Annotated in this window: 14 protein-coding genes and 3 pseudogenes; 13 read left to right on the forward strand and 4 right to left on the reverse strand. The window is 37.0% G+C overall.

The genetic code is table 11. From position 1 onward, the window contains the following. Window positions 1-100 precede the first annotated feature (100 nt). Window positions 101-784, forward strand: a complete 684-nt coding sequence (locus AA637_RS02915; RefSeq protein WP_446683823.1) for a DUF4033 domain-containing protein — start codon at window positions 101-103, stop codon at window positions 782-784. Window positions 785-933: 149 nt separating this feature from the next. Beyond that, a pseudogene (locus AA637_RS02920) lies at window positions 934-1,209 on the forward strand (glycosyltransferase family 1 protein); the annotation flags it as partial. Window positions 1,210-1,219: 10 nt separating this feature from the next. Here the strand turns inward: AA637_RS02920 and AA637_RS02925 are convergent. Beyond that, window positions 1,220-1,977 (reverse strand): IS5 family transposase gene (locus tag AA637_RS02925; protein ID WP_446684519.1). Its coding sequence is split into 2 segments (ribosomal slippage): window positions 1,220-1,638 and window positions 1,638-1,977, totalling 759 coding nucleotides; the frame shifts between segments, so codons are not numbered across the junction. Window positions 1,978-2,053: 76 nt separating this feature from the next. Here AA637_RS02925 and AA637_RS02930 point away from each other — a divergent pair. After that, window positions 2,054-2,911, forward strand: a pseudogene (locus AA637_RS02930) (glycosyltransferase family 4 protein); the annotation flags it as partial. 572 nt (window positions 2,912-3,483) lie between these two features. On the opposite strand, the gene AA637_RS02935 reads toward AA637_RS02930, so the two are convergent. After that, on the reverse strand, window positions 3,484-5,526 hold the full coding sequence (locus AA637_RS02935; RefSeq protein WP_446683824.1) for an amylo-alpha-1,6-glucosidase: 2,043 nt from the start codon (window positions 5,524-5,526) through the stop codon (window positions 3,484-3,486). 110 nt (window positions 5,527-5,636) lie between these two features. Then, the gene (locus AA637_RS02940; RefSeq protein WP_446683825.1) at window positions 5,637-6,719 is read right to left on the reverse strand and encodes a glycosyltransferase family 4 protein; all 1,083 of its coding nucleotides are present in this window, start codon (window positions 6,717-6,719) and stop codon (window positions 5,637-5,639) included. A gap of 386 nt (window positions 6,720-7,105) precedes the next feature. Between AA637_RS02940 and AA637_RS02945 the strand changes: the two genes are divergently transcribed. The 10 genes and pseudogenes from AA637_RS02945 to AA637_RS02990 all read left to right on the forward strand — a co-directional run bounded on the left by AA637_RS02945 (window position 7,106) and on the right by AA637_RS02990 (window position 17,628). Continuing rightward, window positions 7,106-7,786, forward strand: coding sequence for an RNA-guided endonuclease InsQ/TnpB family protein (locus tag AA637_RS02945; RefSeq protein ID WP_446683826.1), 681 nt, complete (start codon window positions 7,106-7,108; stop codon window positions 7,784-7,786). A gap of 151 nt (window positions 7,787-7,937) precedes the next feature. Continuing rightward, a complete protein-coding gene (locus tag AA637_RS02950; protein WP_446683827.1) occupies window positions 7,938-8,216 on the forward strand; it encodes a zinc ribbon domain-containing protein in 279 nt (92 codons plus the stop codon). A 124-nt stretch (window positions 8,217-8,340) separates the two neighbouring features. Continuing rightward, a complete protein-coding gene (pedR, locus tag AA637_RS02955; RefSeq protein WP_069789706.1) occupies window positions 8,341-8,610 on the forward strand; it encodes a photosynthetic electron transport-dependent transcriptional regulator PedR in 270 nt (89 codons plus the stop codon). A gap of 190 nt (window positions 8,611-8,800) precedes the next feature. Further along, entirely contained in the window at window positions 8,801-11,323 is a 2,523-nt protein-coding gene (locus tag AA637_RS02960; protein WP_446683828.1) for an exonuclease domain-containing protein, read from the forward strand. 100 nt (window positions 11,324-11,423) lie between these two features. Continuing rightward, window positions 11,424-12,605, forward strand: a complete 1,182-nt coding sequence (dnaN, locus tag AA637_RS02965; RefSeq protein ID WP_446683829.1) for a DNA polymerase III subunit beta — start codon at window positions 11,424-11,426, stop codon at window positions 12,603-12,605. A 121-nt stretch (window positions 12,606-12,726) separates the two neighbouring features. Next, entirely contained in the window at window positions 12,727-13,689 is a 963-nt protein-coding gene (locus AA637_RS02970; protein WP_446683830.1) for a serine/threonine protein kinase, read from the forward strand. A gap of 54 nt (window positions 13,690-13,743) precedes the next feature. Continuing rightward, window positions 13,744-14,178 carry an SH3 domain-containing protein gene (locus AA637_RS02975; protein ID WP_446683831.1) on the forward strand — a complete coding sequence of 145 codons (435 nt, stop codon included), beginning with the start codon at window positions 13,744-13,746 and terminating at the stop codon, window positions 14,176-14,178. Between the two features lie 198 nt (window positions 14,179-14,376). Then, window positions 14,377-15,054: pseudogene (locus AA637_RS02980) on the forward strand (M15 family metallopeptidase). 150 nt (window positions 15,055-15,204) lie between these two features. Beyond that, on the forward strand, window positions 15,205-16,920 hold the full coding sequence (locus AA637_RS02985; protein WP_446683832.1) for a protein kinase domain-containing protein: 1,716 nt from the start codon (window positions 15,205-15,207) through the stop codon (window positions 16,918-16,920). Window positions 16,921-16,959: 39 nt separating this feature from the next. Continuing rightward, the gene (locus tag AA637_RS02990) at window positions 16,960-17,628 is read left to right on the forward strand and encodes a protein kinase domain-containing protein (protein ID WP_446683833.1); all 669 of its coding nucleotides are present in this window, start codon (window positions 16,960-16,962) and stop codon (window positions 17,626-17,628) included. Window positions 17,629-17,719: 91 nt separating this feature from the next. Here the strand turns inward: AA637_RS02990 and AA637_RS02995 are convergent, their stop codons facing one another. Then, window positions 17,720-18,421: a sugar transferase gene (locus tag AA637_RS02995; protein ID WP_446683834.1), complete on the reverse strand. Its 702-nt coding sequence runs from the start codon at window positions 18,419-18,421 to the stop codon at window positions 17,720-17,722. Window positions 18,422-18,510: the final 89 nt, after the last annotated feature.

Here is an 18,510-nt window from a genome sequence, read left to right on the forward strand (position 1 = left end):
AGGGTTATTTTGCTGTCAATAATTTGAAATTGACATATATGTTAGATTCAAAGAAGAAACCTTAAAAGTTTTCACAACATTTAGTGAGTAAAAAGCATTTATGAACCTAGGGGAAAAAAGCACTACTGCTAAAACCGTTTACCATGATAATTTTATTGATCGTTTATTTATCGCCTTCTTTTGCCGTAAAATGGCGATCGCACTGGGGACAACAACAACCCTAAAAGGCTATGATGCCTTTGTGGATTTATCTCAAAAAATGGTTCAAGGGCGAAATCCTCAAGAGCAACAAGACTTAGTCGAAATAGTTCTAAAATCCTTGATACCATCTCCCATACTATACCTTACCCGTACTTTTGTTCCTGCCAATAAATGGGTATGTGAAGCCAATGCCAAGTTTGCCAAAATTTTATTTCCATGGTTAGTAGGGGTTTGTGAGTTACGAGAAGTAGAAATTGAAGACCAAAATAACCAAAAAATAGTACAAAATAGTGGAGTACATATCAAAAAATGTCGCTATCTCGAACAAAGTGGCTGTGCAGCCATGTGTATTAATATGTGCAAGTTACCCACTCAAAAGTTTTTTACCGAGTCTTTCGGCATTCCTGTCACCCTAACTCCCAATTTTGAAGACTTTAGTTGTGAAATGGTATTTGGACAAAATCCCCCTCCTTTCCATGAAGAAGATGCGTCTCGTCAACCCTGTCTCAAAGAGGTATGTGATACTGCCGTAACTTCCTCCTTCAGTAAAAATATCTCCCCTTGCCCTAAAATAGCCAAGTAACTCCTAGGGAATTATCCATTAATTTTATGGTCACAACTCATTTACCCATTTTCTCTGATAATCAAGAATGGCTGTCTTAATTTGACCAATAAGGGGGATAATTGTTAGTTAACGTTTATAAAGTATAGTAAAAGTTAACATTTAATTGAATGCACATTGCTTGGCTAGGGAAAAAAACACCTTTCTGTGGAAACGTGACATACAGCAGAGAAATTACTAATGCTTTGATGTCTAGGGGCTACAAGGTTAGTTTTCTCCATTTTGGTCAAGAAAATGATGATTCTATAGATGACCCTTACAATGCAGAGGTTAATTTACCTTTTATTTATAAATCTCAAATATATACCATTCCCACTCCTAAATCTAGTCAAATTTTATTACGATCGCTTCAGGAATTGCAACCCGATTTAGTCCATGCCTCCCTAGGGCGTGTCATCAATTAAGCCATATAACGACTGCGGCTAGATAAATAGCACCAAGAAAATTTATTTTTCGTTTATCATACCTAGTGGCTATGGCTCTATATTGTTTTAATCGGGCAAAAAAGTTCTCAATCAAATGTCTTGCTTGATATAAATACTTATCATATTCTCGTTGTTCTTTTCTATTTCTTTTTGGTGGAATAACCGCTATTTTATCCTGCTTCTTTAGCTTTTCCAGAACTCTTTCATCCGCATCATAACCTTTGTCCCCTAACAAAATATCTGCCTTTATTTCTTTTAGTAAAACATCTGCACCGTCCAAATCACATTTTTGTCCTCCGGTGAGGAAAAAACCTGTAGGATTACCTAATGCGTCAACCGTAGTATGAATTTTTGTACTTAAACCTCCTTTACTTCGACCTATTGCTTCCTCGTTTTTATCCCCCCTTTTGCACCAGCACTATGCTGGTGTGCTCTTACTATGGTTGAATCAATCATGGCATATTCATCGTCACTATCTCCTGCCAAAATTTGAAAAACCTTTTCCCAGACACCTTTTTTATTCCAACGACTAAAACGAGTATGAACCACTCGAAAATCACCAAATCGACTAGGTAAATCTCGCCAAGGAATACCAGCTCGATACCTGTACAATACCGCTTCGACAAAAAGTCGATTATCTTTGGCGGTGACTCCCACTGTACCAAATCGACCCGGTAATAAATCTTTAATTTTTTCCCATTGATCGTCTCTCAAACCATACCTGCGCATCTCTACCATATCCTCACTTTTGTCACAATTACTATCATCCTTATTTTATCTGTTATTCTCTTCTATTTGATGACACGCCCTAACCCTTTCTCCCCTAGATTTTAAGCTACCCGAAATTTGTCAACAACTCAATATTCCCCTCGTTGCTACCTTTCATCCCCCCTTCGATAGCCATTGGCGCAACATCAAATCTAGTACCCAATATCTAACCTATCAACTATACGCCCCCACTTTAGCTCGTTATGATAAGACCATTGTCTTTTCTCAATTACAACGGGATTTATTAATTAAGTTAGGAGTTGCTCCACAAAAACTGGCTATTATTCCCAATGGAGTCGATACGGACAAATATAAACCAGGACAGTCTTATTTTAAACAACAATTTCCAGACCATCATCTTTATGTGTATCAAGGTAGGGTAGCCGTAGAAAAAAATGTAGAATCTCTTTTGAAGGCTTGGAAATTATCTTCTCTCAAAAATGATAGTCGTTTATTAATCGTTGGTGATGGACACCTTACCCCCAATCTTAAAGGTAATTATAACCAAGATGATGGCATTATATGGTTAGGAGCGATCGCCGATGAAACTAAACGTATCGATATACTAAGGGGAGCAGACGTATTTATCTTACCATCCTTAGTAGAAGGATTATCCCTTTCACTCCTAGAGGCCATGGCCTGTGGTTTAGCCTGTGTCGCCACCGATGCAGGTGCCGACGGAGAAGTATTAGCCAATGCAGGTATTATTCTTAGTACCCAAGGAGTCACCACCCAACTAAAAACCGTACTACCCATGTTTTCTCACCATCCAGAATTATCCTCCTTGTTAGGGAAAAAAGCCAGAGCAAGAATTTTAGAAAAATACACCCTTCACGATAACGTCACCAAATTAGAAAAACTCTATCTTAGTTTACACAATAGAATTCTCATATAAGACAAAAATTTCCAGCATTGCTTAGTCATGTTATGAAATATGATTGAATGACGCTAGAAATTGAGACATCAAAATATTATCAGCATTGCCTGTTCTCTGCGGAGGTTTACTCCACAATTTTAATCAGCAAATAAAAACATTTTAATTCCTTATTCTTTATGCGATCGCCTGATTATTTATTTATATAAAATAAAAGATAATACTAAATCCCGTTTCAATAATATACTAATTAGGGCGGGGAACAGGGAACGGATAGTAATTGTTTATTGTCAATTGTTACACGGTGAATAATAGTAAACTCTACTAATCGGATTTGGTATAAGTAGGTTGGCGAAATTAATTATAGCTGTTATTTTATTAAGACTCTTATAAACAAGGGGTTTAAACCCCTTGCCTAAATCCATTTAATTATGCCTACTTACTTAACTAAAAATTGAGAAAAATAAATTGTAGTATATGTAAGTTTTGAATTCTCAAGAGTTATGTAATCAATTAATAGTAAGTAAAAATGGAAAGTGAAAAAAGAGGGTTAAGTAACCTGAGTTAGTTGATTGACTCTCTTGAATTTAGGCTCAGTAAGGGACAGAAATATTTAATTGTCCATTATCTATTATTTCTAGTAATTGAAAAATTACTCCCGTTGCCCATGCTTGGGGTAAACAAGCCACTGGGTATTTTACGGGGGTATGATTTTCTTGGCGGGAAAAGCCACAGAATAGCTCTGAGGGGCGATTATTCGGTTGTAGGCTAATCATGGCAATTAATCCTTCTGTCACTATTAGGGCTTGATCTACCATACCGATGTGATGTAATCCTTGGGCAATGATGGCACTGTCATGGGGCCACACAGAGCCTAGATGATAGCCCATGGGGTTATAGGCAGGGGATAGACTGCTAAGGGTACGAATGCCCCAACCACTAAACAAATCGGGCTTACAGAGACGATCGCCCACAGCCCTAGCTTTTTCATGGGTAAAAATATCCCATAGTAAACAGTGACCAGGATTAGAAGTAATACTATCGATGGGATTGCCCGTTTCATCTAAGCCCAAAGCACAATAATTTTCCGACTCTAGCCAAAAATCACGGTTGAACCTTTCTTTTAGTTCCTCCGCTTCAATTTTCCATTTTTGAGCAAGAGATAAATCTCCTATGATTGATGCAATTTCGCTCATCCTGATTTTTGCCCCATATACATAACCCTGTACCTCGCAAAGGGCGATCGCACCTTCTACCAATTCTCCCCGACTGTTAACAATACAATCACCCGAATCCTTCCAACCCTGATTCTGAATACCCCTGGAGGAGCGACATAAATAGGTTAGATAGCCTGTTTTTTTTGATTGGTCATCAATCCAGTTCATAGCGGCGATCGCATTTGACCATAACTTATCAAGAATATCTCGATCTCCAGTGCGATGAAAATAATCCGCCAACAAAATCAACCATAGGGGAGTAGCATCCACCGAACCATAGTAGGGGGTATGGGGAATCTCATCACACCTTGCCAACTCTCCTAACCTTAACTCATGGAGAATTTTCCCAGGGGATTCATCTCGCCAATCGTTATTCTCCGAACCTTGAAAATGTGCCAACGTCAGAAGAGTATCCCTAGCAATGCGAGAATCAAACGTTAAAGTTTGTCTTGCCGCAATCAAAGAATCCCGTCCAAACAAAGTCGAAAACCAAGGAATCCCCGCCACTAAAACCTTACCAAATCCAAAAGATTGTAGTAATAAATAAATATCCTCCTGAGCTTGTTCAATAATATTATTTATCACCGTGGAATCAGTACGAATTTTAGTAATTCCCTGATACCATTCCTCCTCCTCCCTTTTTGCCTCCTTGATTGCCCCTTGATAACTTTCAGGTAATGCAACATAGGAGCTAGGTTGATCATTCATTTTCGTCTGTAAATAGTAACCGAACTGAAAAACCTCTTGACTGTCAATCTTTACGTGCCAGACGACTGTATTACCCTTAATATAATCGGGCGGATGATGACAAAAATTAATTAAAGACTCTGCCAAAGAATTATCTAAACCTTGATAAGCAAAACTCAAATAATTATCTTCTATCGATAACTGTTTTAAATGTTGTCCTCTGTGATTGCGGCGATCATAATTTCTAATTTTAAATAAATCTTTAAAATCAGCCTGAAAACTTAAACTTACCTCAAACTCCAAAGGTGACGTACTATAGTTGCGCAGCTCGATTTCTTCCCACAAAGCACCGCGTAAGGCAATTTTCCTTTTGATACCCACTGCTCCCGGTTTTAAAACTCCCTTAATGGTAGGATTCGTACTATCAACAATGATAGAGTAACCTGTTTCGGCACAACTACCCAACAACACAGGGGAAACCCCTTCTATCTGTAACTCTGAACGACTCAAAAAACGGGTATCCTGACAAAATAACCCTGTCACGGTGTACTTTTGAGTATCAGCATAGGCAACTGTGTTTCCCAATGTATCTGTAATCAGAAATAAGTCATTGTCTTTAATAACGAGAGTGGGTTGACTTTGAAAATCTACGGCATAGGGTAGCTCTGATAATTCATTATCTAAAGCGGGTAAAAAGTTTTTACCATATAACTGATATGTTTTTTGAGCCATAGTTATTTAATAGACAATTAATAGTTGAGAATTGAGAATTAAACTTGATTCAATTTTGTTTTTTATAATACCAACGGGAAATAGGGTGGGCATTGCCCACCATTCTCAGGTTAACTAACTTTGGGTAAAATAACTCCTTTGGGACGACCATTGATAGAAGCAAAGCGTTGTTCTATTAGTTTCGTGTAAACTTCCTCGTAACCTTCGGTCATGTGTCTTGCACTAAATTTTTGCACCACATGATCTCGACAGGCAAGGCGATTTATATTACCTATTTTATCTATGGCACTAATCATCTCATCTAGGTTTTGGCATAGAAAACCTGTTTTTCCATGGGCGATAACTTCAGGGGCGGCCCCCATGGCGATCGCAATTACGGGAGTACCTGTTGCCATGGACTCTGTCATCACTAACCCAAAAGGTTCGCGCCAATTAATGGGGAATAAAGTGGCGATCGCACCTCCTATCAATTCACTTTTTTCTTTAGAACTAATTTCTCCCATCAACTGGATTTGTTTACCATCCACATGAACTAGAATTTCCCTTTCAAAAAATTCTCGATCAACTTCATCCACCTTACAGGCCATTTTTAATTTATAACCCGTACGCTTAGCTATTTCTATGGCACGGTGCGCACCTTTTTCAGGAGATACCCGCCCTAAAAAAGCTAAATATGGTTCTTTATCTGGGTGACTATGAAACTGATAAGCATCGATATTGATGCCATTATAGACATTCCCTACATAGTTTAAGTCGGGTAAAGGTTCCCGTTGAGAATAGGAAATACTCACATAATTTTGACGTTTACATTGACCAAACAAAAATCTATTTTCTGCGGATAAAGGGCCATGTAAAGTGTGAACAGTAGGTGTTTTCGTAAAATTAGCATAGGGTAGTGCTGCATAATCCACATGGGAATGAATTATGTCAAACTCATCAGCACGTTTATATACTTCTTGTAATTCCAAATTGAGATAAACATTGTAATCTTTCACTGTACTATCAGTACGGATAGCACGGGGATAAACAGAGTTTAGTTTGGCTAAGGTGCCAGAATCTCCCGAAGCGAACAAGGTAACTTCATGACCTCGTTTTACCAGTTCATCAGTCAACAAAGCTACCACTAATTCAATTCCGCCGTAGCCTGTGGGAGGAACTGTTTCCCACAATGGCGCAACTTGAGCGATACGCATATGTAACCTCCTTTATTATTTTGAGATTAAAATATTAAAAATATTGTAATTATGAATTGATTAAATATACTTAAGTAAAGTGATCATTCATACGTAAGTATTTGTCTCTTAATCCTAGTTAATAAACTATCCTTGTTGTCTGTAGTAGTTACCGTACTTAATGTTCGGATATTTCTACGAATTTTTGTGTGCTTTTATTGAATTTTATGTTAAGTATTAACTTACTTGACTAAGATTAAAGTTTTGAGTTTTTGTTCGTTAAAAATACTTTCCTTATTGTCACTTCAAGAAAAAATATAATTGGTCACAATATTAAGTGCGGAAGGTTGGCTTAATTATCTATCTTAAAATGTCGTTCGGTCTGGAATTTTGCACTGAGGGAGAGGATGGATTGGTCAAATTCCAGAAAATCAAGGATAAACGCCTGTTCAATTCAACAGGAGTATATTATATCTGCGGATGCTCCCTACCCCAATTACCATGTTCAAGCGAAGGCACTAACTAAAGCTAGAAAGGAAAACCCCAGACTAGCTTCTGTAAATGCACAAGTACAGCAACAAGTCTTAAGGACTCTGGAGAGAGCTTTTTTAGACCGTGAACGTAAAGGATTAGGGTATCCTCGTTTCAAAAAACATAGTCGGATGCGGTCATTCGTTTTTCCTCAAATGCTTAAAAATTGCATTAAAGGTAATCGAATCAAATTACCGCAATTAGGTTGGGTTAAATTTAGACAATCTCGTCCACTTCCCGATGGTTTCTTGGTAAAACAAGCTCGGATAGTGAGAAAAGCTACAGGATATTTTGTCATATTGTCCTTGCACTCAGATGTGGATATTCCCCAACCAATCCCTCATGGTCATCCTAAAGGTTTGGACATCGGCTTTATCTCAGCTGTGGTAACATCCGATAATGAACCCATCCCTAGACCTAGGTTCTTAAATAAGTATTCACGGGAGTTGAAAAGACTACAACGAATGCTGAAAAAGAAACAGAAAGGGTCTTGTGGATGGAAAAAGTTACAAAAGCGTATCGCTCGTTTACATTTTAAGACTACTCTCCCATCGTAAAGATTACCATTTCAAACTTTCCCATCATTTAGTGAAGGATGCAGGGATGATATTTGTCGAGGATATAAATTTCCGAATGTGGCAACGGTCATTCTTGTCAAAATCTAGTGCCGATTTTGGTTTTGGACAGTTCATTGATATTTTGGAATGGGTGTCTTTCCGAACAGATACTTACTTCTCCAAAGTAGATCACCGTTACACAAGTCAGGAGTGTCCTGAATGTGGGGCTAGAACAGGGAAGAAGGACTTAAAGGAACGAGTACACGAATGTCCAGAGTGTGCTTACACCACTGGGCGAGATCATGCTTCTGCTTTAGTAATCAGGAATCGTGGTTTAGATTTAGTGGCGGTCGGGCAGCCCGTCCAAGAAAAAGCGAGTGGAGATGGTCGCAGCGGGGGCGAGTTTACTCGTCTAGCCACGAATCTGTGAAGCTAGAATCCCCCGACATAATCTTTGATTTGTCGGTGGGAGTGTCAAATTTTTATATGTATAAGTTTTCGTTACAATAACCATAGGTAAATATTTATGTATCAATTAGGTAAAGCAAAAGAACATGGCGAGTGGTAAAAACCCCGACAATAATAGTTTATCCCAGAGAGAATTAGAAATTTTGGAGCTGGTAGCTACTGGCTTAACCAATAATGATATTGCGGAAAAATTGGAAATCAGCAAAAGAACAGTAGATAACCATATTAGTAATATCTTAACTAAAACGAAGACTGATAATAGAGTCGAGTTAGTTCGTTGGGCTTTGCAGTGGGGCAAAATTTGTCTTGATGAAGTTAATTGTTGTACGTTACCTGAGCATCTACCTTCAGAATAAACAATTAATCCTCTATTTTGATCATTAATTTCTTTTTAAAATATTTTATTTTTTAAATAGGTTTAATTAAAACAAACATTTAAGATGATAGTTACTCATACGAATACTTAACATAAAAGTTTTAAAAATATTTATATAGTATAGTAAAATATTATCATAAGTAATAAATCTAATTGTTTTTATTTGTCCTTTGAACTCTACTAATAATTCTGATAAAATTCAGTCTTCATTGTATTTTAACCCGCTTAAAAATGACCATGATTATATAGTTGTTGATACTGAAGGGCAAGATATTCTTAGGGAAATTGCTATTATCGATAATCAGGGAAAATTAGTCTATGAAGCCTTTGTAGAAGGGCATTATAATAATGGTTCACAAAAAATTAAATGTAAATCTTTAATACAAATTATTGATGATTTAGATAATTTATTACAGGGAAAAAATATTATATGTCATTCCGCAACCCATGATAAAAAGATATTAAAAAATAGTTTTCAAGCTACTACAAAAAAGTTTCCTGTTTGTAAATTTGTTTGTACTTTTCAACTTGCAAAAAGGTATTATCCTCACTATCCTAACTATTCTCTTGGGTATCTTAGTAAACAACTGAGACTTAAGGTTAAAAATCGCTTTTTTAATGATAATTTAGCCCATAGTGCGGTATATGATGCAAAATTTACCCATCAATTGTATTTACATTTACTTAGTATAAAAACTATGAATAAAACAATTATTTCTAAGTCAGAATTAAGTCAGTATCCTAACCCTTTTACTAGCAGCAGAGTAGATAATCCTTTTCAAACACACCTAGATTTTCAGCAAGTTTATCAGATAGAATATGAAAGTTTAAAGTCGATTTTAAAGGCTGTTAAAGTAGATGATAATAATCAGAGTAAGGGTGCTGTAGTTATTGGAGAGGCAGGAACAGGTAAAACTCATTTAATTATGAGAATTGCTAAGGAATTATTAGTAAGAAATCGTGTTTTATTTATCAGACAACCTAATAATCCAGACTATATTTTTTATCATATTTATAGTCGTATTTTAGAGTCTTTTAATGAGTCTGTAGAGGGAACAAATAGAACTCAATTAGAGCTTTTGATTGCCCATAGTTTTGTAAGTATTTTATCGAAAATTGATAAAGTTTATAATAGTCCTCAAGGAAAAAAAGTTATTGATAATTTTCGTGATGATAGTTTAAATATATATGAAGTGCTAGGTAAGGAAGACAGTAAAAAATATCAAGATAATTGGAATTTTATTGAACGTAATATTATTAATTGGTGGTCAGAAAATTTTTCTATTGGCGGTTATGGGTTAGAAATTTTAAAAGGGATGATCAAATTTTGTCGTTATAGTCGCTCTGACTTTAAAGATATAATTAGACGTTGGTTATCTGGGAAAGAATTAAGTGATGAGGAAGCGAATAAAATAGGTTTAAAAAACTGGAATGATGACCTAAGTAGAGAAGAATTTGCCCTGGATGCGATCGCCGTTTTCGGTAAATTATCAATGCTAGATGAACCATTAATTATGGTATTTGATCAACTAGAAGGACTAGGATTAAAACAAAATCAACATATATTGGAAAACTTTGGTTTAGCTATTAAAGAGATATTAACCCATGTACATAATAGTCTCGTTATTTTAAATCTTTTTCCTGACCGTTGGCAACAGTTTAAAGACTATTTTGATAGTTCGGTAGTTGATAGACTATCTCAAAATTGTATCACTTTATCTCCTCCAAAACCTCAACAAATTCGAGAAATTTTAAATCTAAAAACCCAAGCCGTTGGTTTGTCAATTACGGACTTTTGCACGGAAGCAGAATTAACAGATATTTTATCTCAATCATCTGTCAGAAGTATTATTAATCGAGCATCAGACTATTACCGTTATAAGGCTGAAAATGTTCCTCTTCCCGAAACAAAAACTAGCGTTAATTATAATTCCAGTAACTTAGAAAAAAGAGTTCAAGAGTTAGAAAATATTCTGCAACAGATAGCAAAATTAACTAATAATTTTCTTATAGAAAAAGATAATGATGAGGATGGTATTTCTTTATCTACCCTTTTTCTTGATGTACCATCACTCAAAAAAGAAGATACTAACAGTAAACAGGATGAGCTTTTTAAAGATAAATTAATAGAATCATTAAGACAGTTAAAAAATAATATTATTCAAGAATACCATCTCCCACAAATCATCACCGATTCTGATGATATTGGAAAACTGATTACTATTACGGAAACCATAGCTATTTATTATCAGAATGTAGAAATAAATCAGTTAAGATTAGGCAATAAAAGATTACCTGAACATATTGTCATTAATACTCAAAAAGAAGAATTTATTATAGGATTTCTTAATATAAGTAGTTCTAGTTTTAGTAGCAGATTACGTAATATTAACGAGTTAGTAAGTGCTAATTCTAAAAGTAAATTTTTGTTATGTAGGGATGAAAGAGAGCCTCAGATAAAAGGTAAAGTTGGCAAGTTAGAAATAGAAAAATTAAATAATACAAAAAACGGTCAATTTATTATTCTCGATGAAACTAGCCGTATTAACTTCGAGTTGGTTTATCAATTAATTATTCAGATTCAAGAGAAAGATTTAGAATTAGATTTAGCAAAATCTTTTTCTTTATTACCTGAAATCTTGGACGAAGATTCTTTGATAACCTTATTACTCAAAAAAATCATTAAAAATTAAAATCAGATTCTGAGTTAAAATATTGAGTCTGTGCAAAACTAACCATCTCCAGCGTTAGTTACTAATTCAGTATATTTATTTATATTCAACATAAAAAACCGTGAAGATTATCTGTTCTCAAAGTGAGCTAAAAAATAACTTATCCTTAGTAAGTCGTGCCGTACCAGGGCGTCCTACCCATCCTATCTTAGCTAATGTGTTATTGGTGGCGGATAGTGAAAAAAATACTGTTACCCTCACTGGGTTTGATTTAAGTTTGGGAATGCGTACCAGTTTTGCGGCGGAAGTTGAGGAAGAAGGTAGTATTACCATCCCTGCTAAATTATTTAATGATATAGTCAGTCGTTTACCTGAAGGGGAAATTACCGTTAGTTTTGATTCTGATGATGTTGATGATAATCCATTAGTTGCGATCGCATCTATGTATGGTAAATTTCAACTTAGGGGAGTATCAGCGGACGAATTTCCAGAATTACCAGCCGTAGAAAAGGAAGAAGCCTTAATGTTGCCCGTAACAGCATTGAGTGAAGGTTTAAAAGGCTCTTTATTTGCCGCTAGTGGTGACGAAGCCAAACAAATTTTAACAGGAATACACCTTACCCGTAACCTCGACACCCTCGAATTTGCCGCCACCGATGGACACCGTTTGGCAGTGGTAAAAACTACCGATGATAAAGAAGTATCGGAGGATGGAGAAGAAACCACCGATGAGGATATTTCCATCAGCGAAGAGCAAAATTTCACCATGACAATTCCAGCCCGGGCTTTACGGGAATTAGAGAGAATTTTAACCATGGCAAAAGAAGAAGATAACGTTGCCCTCTATGTGGATGATGGACAGGTGGTTTTTGAGTTGGGGGCGCAAAATTTAACCAGTCGCAAACTAGATGGCGCTTATCCTAATTATAACCAGTTAATTCCCACTTCTTTTGATCGCACCATGGTAGTAGAAAGAAAAAGAATTATTGAGAGTTTAGAGAGGGTATCAGTATTATTAGACCAAAAAAATAACATGGTTAAATTCACCCTTGATGGCAAAAATGACCAACTATTTTTATCCGTAGAAGCCAACGAATTAGGCAATGCAAAAGAAAGTATTGTCGCCGAAATTACAGGGGATGATTTCGAGATTGGTTTTAATATTCGTTATTTAATGGATGGTTTAAAAGCATTATCTTCTAACGAGATTACCTTCCATTTTAACGGGGCAATTCAACCAGTAATTGTTACTCCCCTTAGTGGTTTACAAATGAAATATTTAATCATGCCTGTTAAGCTATAGTTTTTTGTCGATGGTGGGCATTGCCCACCCTAATTTATTTCCTATCAAGATGTTTTTATGATCCCAAAAATAGCTATCATAAAACAAGGTTTATCACGTCAAATCCGTGGGGAAAATCCTGATGGGCAAAATAATTAATGGTAGATATGAAATAGTAGATAACCTTGCCAAAGGAGACATAAGGGAAACATTTCTCGCCAAAGATACTCAAATGCCCTCCGAAAAATTGGTGGTTATCAAAACACTAAAACCCCTTGATAGTCAAAACAATAACCTCGAATTAGTCCAAAATTTATTTGCTAAACAAGCTCAAATATTAGAACAAATAGGGCAAAACTCTACTCAAATCCCTACCCTTTACGACTATTTTACAGAAGATGAGCAGTTTTATCTCATTCAAGAATATATCGAAGGAAAAACCCTTGCAGACATAGGTATTATCAATTTTGCACGGTGTGAAGTCATCCTCTCATCCCTCCTCAATACCCTCAAATATATCCATAGTCAAAATATTATTCACCGTGACATTAAGCCAGAAAATATAATTATTCGTCAAAAGGATGGTTTACCCGTATTAACCGACTTTGGGGCAATCAAAGAAACCATGGGGGCGGTTGATAATCTTTCCGCAGAAAGCCCTAAAATAAATGCTACCACAGGTTTTATCGCTCCAGGGCAAAGCGCAGGAAGAATTATATTTAGTAGTGATTTATATGCCCTTGGGTTAACCATGATTTATGCCCTCACAGGGAAATATCCCCTCGAATTTGCCAATAATCCCCTCACGGGAGAATTAGATTGGGATAACTCATTGCCCAATATTCCAGCGCCCCTTAAAACCACCTTACAAAAAGCCATCAAAATAGAAGCGGGGCAAAGATACCATACAGCCCAAGAGATGTATTTAGCCCTCCATCAAAGTCAACCCCAAACCATCACCCAAGATACCGTGTTAGTCGCCCCCAATAATCCAAGGGAAATGAATACTTCTAGTTATAATCCCACCGTGGTAGTATCCCCTTCAGGACAAAAATTTACCCAAGGAAATTATCCCCATCCTGTCACTGGTGTCAATTATAGCTAAGGTTATTATCAACCGTCCAATCAAGGTAATAACAATAATAACATTATCATAATTTTGTTAACGGCTATCCTTGTCGCCATAGGGGTTTATGGGGGCTTTTTTATTGCCCAAACCATGAGAAATTCTCAAGGTGAATTTACCGCTACCCAAGGAGAAAGGGAAGAAGAAATTTTGCAGGAATTCATAGAAGAAACGGAAACCCCAGTGGAGGTTAACGAGGTGCAAACTCCTGCACCAAATCCTCCTGTAAACAACTCCCCTCCCCCTTCCGTAAATGTTCCTACAAATGCCCGTATTGGAGGCTCTATGGGAGTTAAAAATATTCGTTCGGGACCGGGTACGGCTTATGGAGTGGTGGGTAGTGGAGTGACAGGAGAGGGCATCGATATTTTAGATAGTGGTTATGATTCGGGAGGTTATTTGTGGTATCGGGTATATCATCCTGCTTCGGGGGTGACGGGATGGATGGCGGCACAGTTGGTTAATTAATTTGGGGTTGATTTTATGATGAAATTTTTTCGCTCTTTATTTTCTAATGTTCAATTTATTAATTTTTTCATCGCTTCTTTGGTAGTAGTGTTACTTTTTGGCTGGATTCATTTATCTAGTGATTCGGTAGATGATGGAGTGGTGAGAAATAATTCGGAGATTGTTATGGAAGAAATACCCACGGATGAAACTCAACCTATGGAAAATATCATTTCTCCCCCTTCTTCTGATGATGGGGATAATTCGCCCGAGTCTGAGTCGCAGGAGTTTAGTATTACTCCTGATTTACCGCCCCCTCTACCATCCTCAACTTCTCAACTACCCTCTGAAAATATGACTAATTCTTTGTTATCGGTGGCAAGTTTTGGGCATTTTCCCTATGCAGAAACTCCCCCAGAGCGATTGGTAAATATGGGTAAATACTATCACCGTACAGAATATTTGGACCAAGAAGAGGCGATCGCATTTAATGCTATGAAGGAGGGGGCTAAGGTTGAGGGGGTAGATTTAGTATTGATTTCAGGCTTTCGCTCAGTGCCTTCTCAAACGACTCTTTTTAATAATCAGGTGAGTAAAAGAGGTTCAGCGGAAGCAGCGGCAAGACTGAGCGCGCCCCCTGGTTATAGTGAACATAACACAGGATATGCGGTGGACATTGGGGATGGTAAATAACCAAATTTTGATTTTAAACCAGGGTTTGAATCTAGCAACGCTGGAAGGTGGCTTTTGATGAATGCTTCTCGCTATGGTTTTGAGTTGTCCTTTCCTCGTAATAATCGTCAGGGGGTTACTTATGAGCCATGGCACTGGCGTTTTGTGGGTTCACCCCGTGCTAATGAAATTTTTAATGTGGCTCGTCAATTTGCCCAAAATTAGTTTTTTTATTAATACTAATAATCTTTTAATAGTGTTATTTTAAAAGCAAAAAAAGGGTATCCTTATAGTAGTGTGAAAATATTTTTTTTACCCTAATTTAAACATAAAAAAAGTTAAGGGCGCTCACGAAGTGGCAGCCTACGGCTGATCATGAAATGGCACTGTGCGATCGCCTTTATACCCCAAAATTTAAAATATACCCTCAATCGAGCAAATGTCATGGCAGAAATAATTAACGGTCGCTACGAGATAATAGACACCCTTGGCAAAGGAGGCTTTGGAGAAACATTCATCGCCAAAGATACCCAGATGCCCTCAGCCAAATTAGTAGTTATCAAAAAACTAAAACCCCTCGATAGTCAAAATACCAACCTCGAATTGGTTCAAAACCTATTCGCCAAAGAGGCCCAAGTATTAGAACAACTAGGGCAAAATTGTACCCAAATCCCCACCCTTTACGCCTACCTCATCGAAGATGGGGAATTTTACCTCATCCAAGAACATATCGAAGGAGAAAGCCTTGCAGATATAGGTATCATTAACTTTGCTCGGTGTGAAGCCATTCTCTCATCCCTGCTCAATACCCTCAAATATATCCATAGTCAGAATATTATCCACCGTGACATTAAACCCGAAAATATCATCATCCGCAAAAGCGACGGTTTACCAGTATTAATAGACTTTGGTGCAGTAAAAGAAACCATGGGCGCCATGACAAGGAGTAATAGCTCAACGGTAAGCTCTGTAGTGGTGGGTACAAGGGGCTTTATGGCACCCGAACAAAGTGCAGGAAGAACCCTATTTAGTAGTGATTTGTATGCCCTAGGGTTAACTATGATTTATGGACTCACAGGCAAATATCCCATCGAATTTGCTAATAACCCCCTCACAGGAGAACTAGATTGGGATAGCTCATTACCCAATATTCCAGCACCCCTTAAAACCACCTTACAAAAAGCCATCAAAATGGAAGTAGGGCAAAGATACAGCACCGCCCAAGATATGTATTTAGCCCTCCATCAAAGCCAAACCCAAAGTACAACCCAAGATACTGTTTTAGTTGCCCCTGCCAATAATACAGGGGGAATGAATTCTTCTAGTTATAATCCCACCGTGGTGGCATCTCCTTCAGGACAAAATTTTAGTCAAGGCAGTGCGCCCCATCCCGTCAGTGGTGCCAATTATAGTCAAGGTTATTATCAACCCCCCAATCAAGGAAACAATAACAATATTATCGTAATTTTGTTAACCGCTATTCTTGTCGCAATTGGTGTTTCTGGGGGCTTTTTTGCCATGGAACAAATGAGAGCCAATCAAGCCGAGTTAGAGCGTATTGAGCAAGAAAAGGCGGAAGCAGAACAAAAACTAATTGAGGAACAAAAAAGAAGAGAAGAAGAGGAGGCAAAACGATTGGATTCGGAAAGATTGGCCTCAGAAGCTAACGACGCTAGGCTGAGGGCAGAAGAGGATAAGAGAAGGGCTGAACAAGAAGCCAGAAACAGAGTTATCCCAGTAAATAATCAACCTACCTCAATAAATAATCCTGATGTCAACACTGTAGATATTTCCGACGCTACTGTTTATATTCATTATCAGTCAAACGAATCAGGCGCTCGTTCTTTACAAGATCATTTGTTTTCGAGGGGAGTAAACATTGCGGATGAGATAGATCAAATAAATGGTATAAGAAAAAATGACATACGTTATTCAAATTCTTCAGCTCTACCTTTAGCAAGGGCAGTAAAAAATGAAATAGAATCATTTTATAGAAGTAGAGGTATTAATAAAAATCTCGAAATGATTGATTTATCAGCAAGAGGTTTTCAAACTCCTACGAATCAAATGGAAATATGGATTAATGAGTAGGCTACCGTAAAATGATTGAATCAACTAAATAAAGGCATAATGAATAGTCTTTTAATTAACCGTTATGAAGTAATTGACACCCTCGGCAAAGGAGGATTTGGAGAAACATTTCTCGCCAAAGATACCCAGATGCCCTCGAAGAAATTTGTTGTTATCAAAAAATTGAAACCGCTACATGATCAAACTGATAACCTCGATTTTTTACAAAAATTATTTCAAAAAGAAGCCCAAGTATTAGAACAGTTAGGGCAAAATTGCACCCAAATCCCCACCCTCTACGCCTCTTTTACAGAAGATGGTCAGTTTTACCTAATTCAAGAACATATCGAAGGAGAAAGCCTTGCAGATATAGGCATCATTAATTTTGCTCGGTGTGAAGCCATTCTCTCATCCCTGCTCAATACCCTCAAATATATCCATAGTCAAAATATTATCCACCGTGACATTAAACCCGAAAATATCATCATCCGTAAAAGCGACGGTTTACCAGTATTAATCGACTTTGGTGCAGTAAAAGAAACCATGGGTGCCATGACAAGAAGTAATGGCTCAACGGTAAGCTCTATGGTTATTGGTACGAGAGGCTTTATGGCACCCGAACAAAGTGCAGGAAGAAGCCTATTTAGTAGTGATTTGTATGCCCTAGGGTTAACTAGGAGTATTTCGTATTCGTCAGAATGCAATACAAGCAGAACAAACTTTGATTAATGTTGGTTTTAATCCAATTCTGATACCTCAAAATTAAAAGTAACAGAGTTGCTTATTATATATATTGTTTGCGTTTACTTTTATTATTCATCTAATACGCACCATTACTTTTAGTAAAAAACATGACGACAATAGTTTTAAGAATAATCCAAACATCAAAGAAAAAACTATTATTAATGACATAATAAACATCCATTAATACTCTACGGTGGTAGGGAATATCATTTCTGCCTGATACCTGCCATAATCCAGTGATACCTGGTTTGATGGTCAACACCTTATCAATTTTGTTGCCATACATATAAAGCTCATCAGGAACAAGGGGGCGAGGCCCTACGATACTCATGTCACCCTTTAAAACATTCCAAAATTGGGGAAACTCATCTAAGCTACTAGCCCTTAAAAATTTACCAATCCAAGTAATACGAGGATCTTTTTTTAGTTTAAAGTTATGTTCAAATTCTGCTCTTTTTTCGGGACATTCTGCTAAAATCTGATCTAAAATTCGGTCAGCATTTTTGACCATTGTTCTAAATTTTATACATTTAAAAGTTTTAAAGTTTTTTCCTACCCTTTCTTGATAATAAAAAATAGGTCCAGGAGAGCTAATTAAAATCAGTAAGGCGATGGTAAAGTACAAGGGAAAACAAACGATTAACACCGTAGCGGAAAAAATAATATCAAATGTTCTTTTATAACGATAGCTGTCCGAAATGTTTTGTCTTGCGATCGCACTGGGATTTGCTACGCGAGACGAACGTTTGCGAGACACAAATTGGGTATTGATGGTCATTGTTACTCCTCTAGTCACACCTGATTAGTTATCATCGAGAATAAAATGCTTTATATCCCGATAATTGAGGGAAAATAGTTAATTTATTA

It is taken from the genome of Cyanobacterium sp. HL-69, from assembly GCA_002813895.1.
GTDB lineage: Bacteria > Cyanobacteriota > Cyanobacteriia > Cyanobacteriales > Cyanobacteriaceae > Cyanobacterium.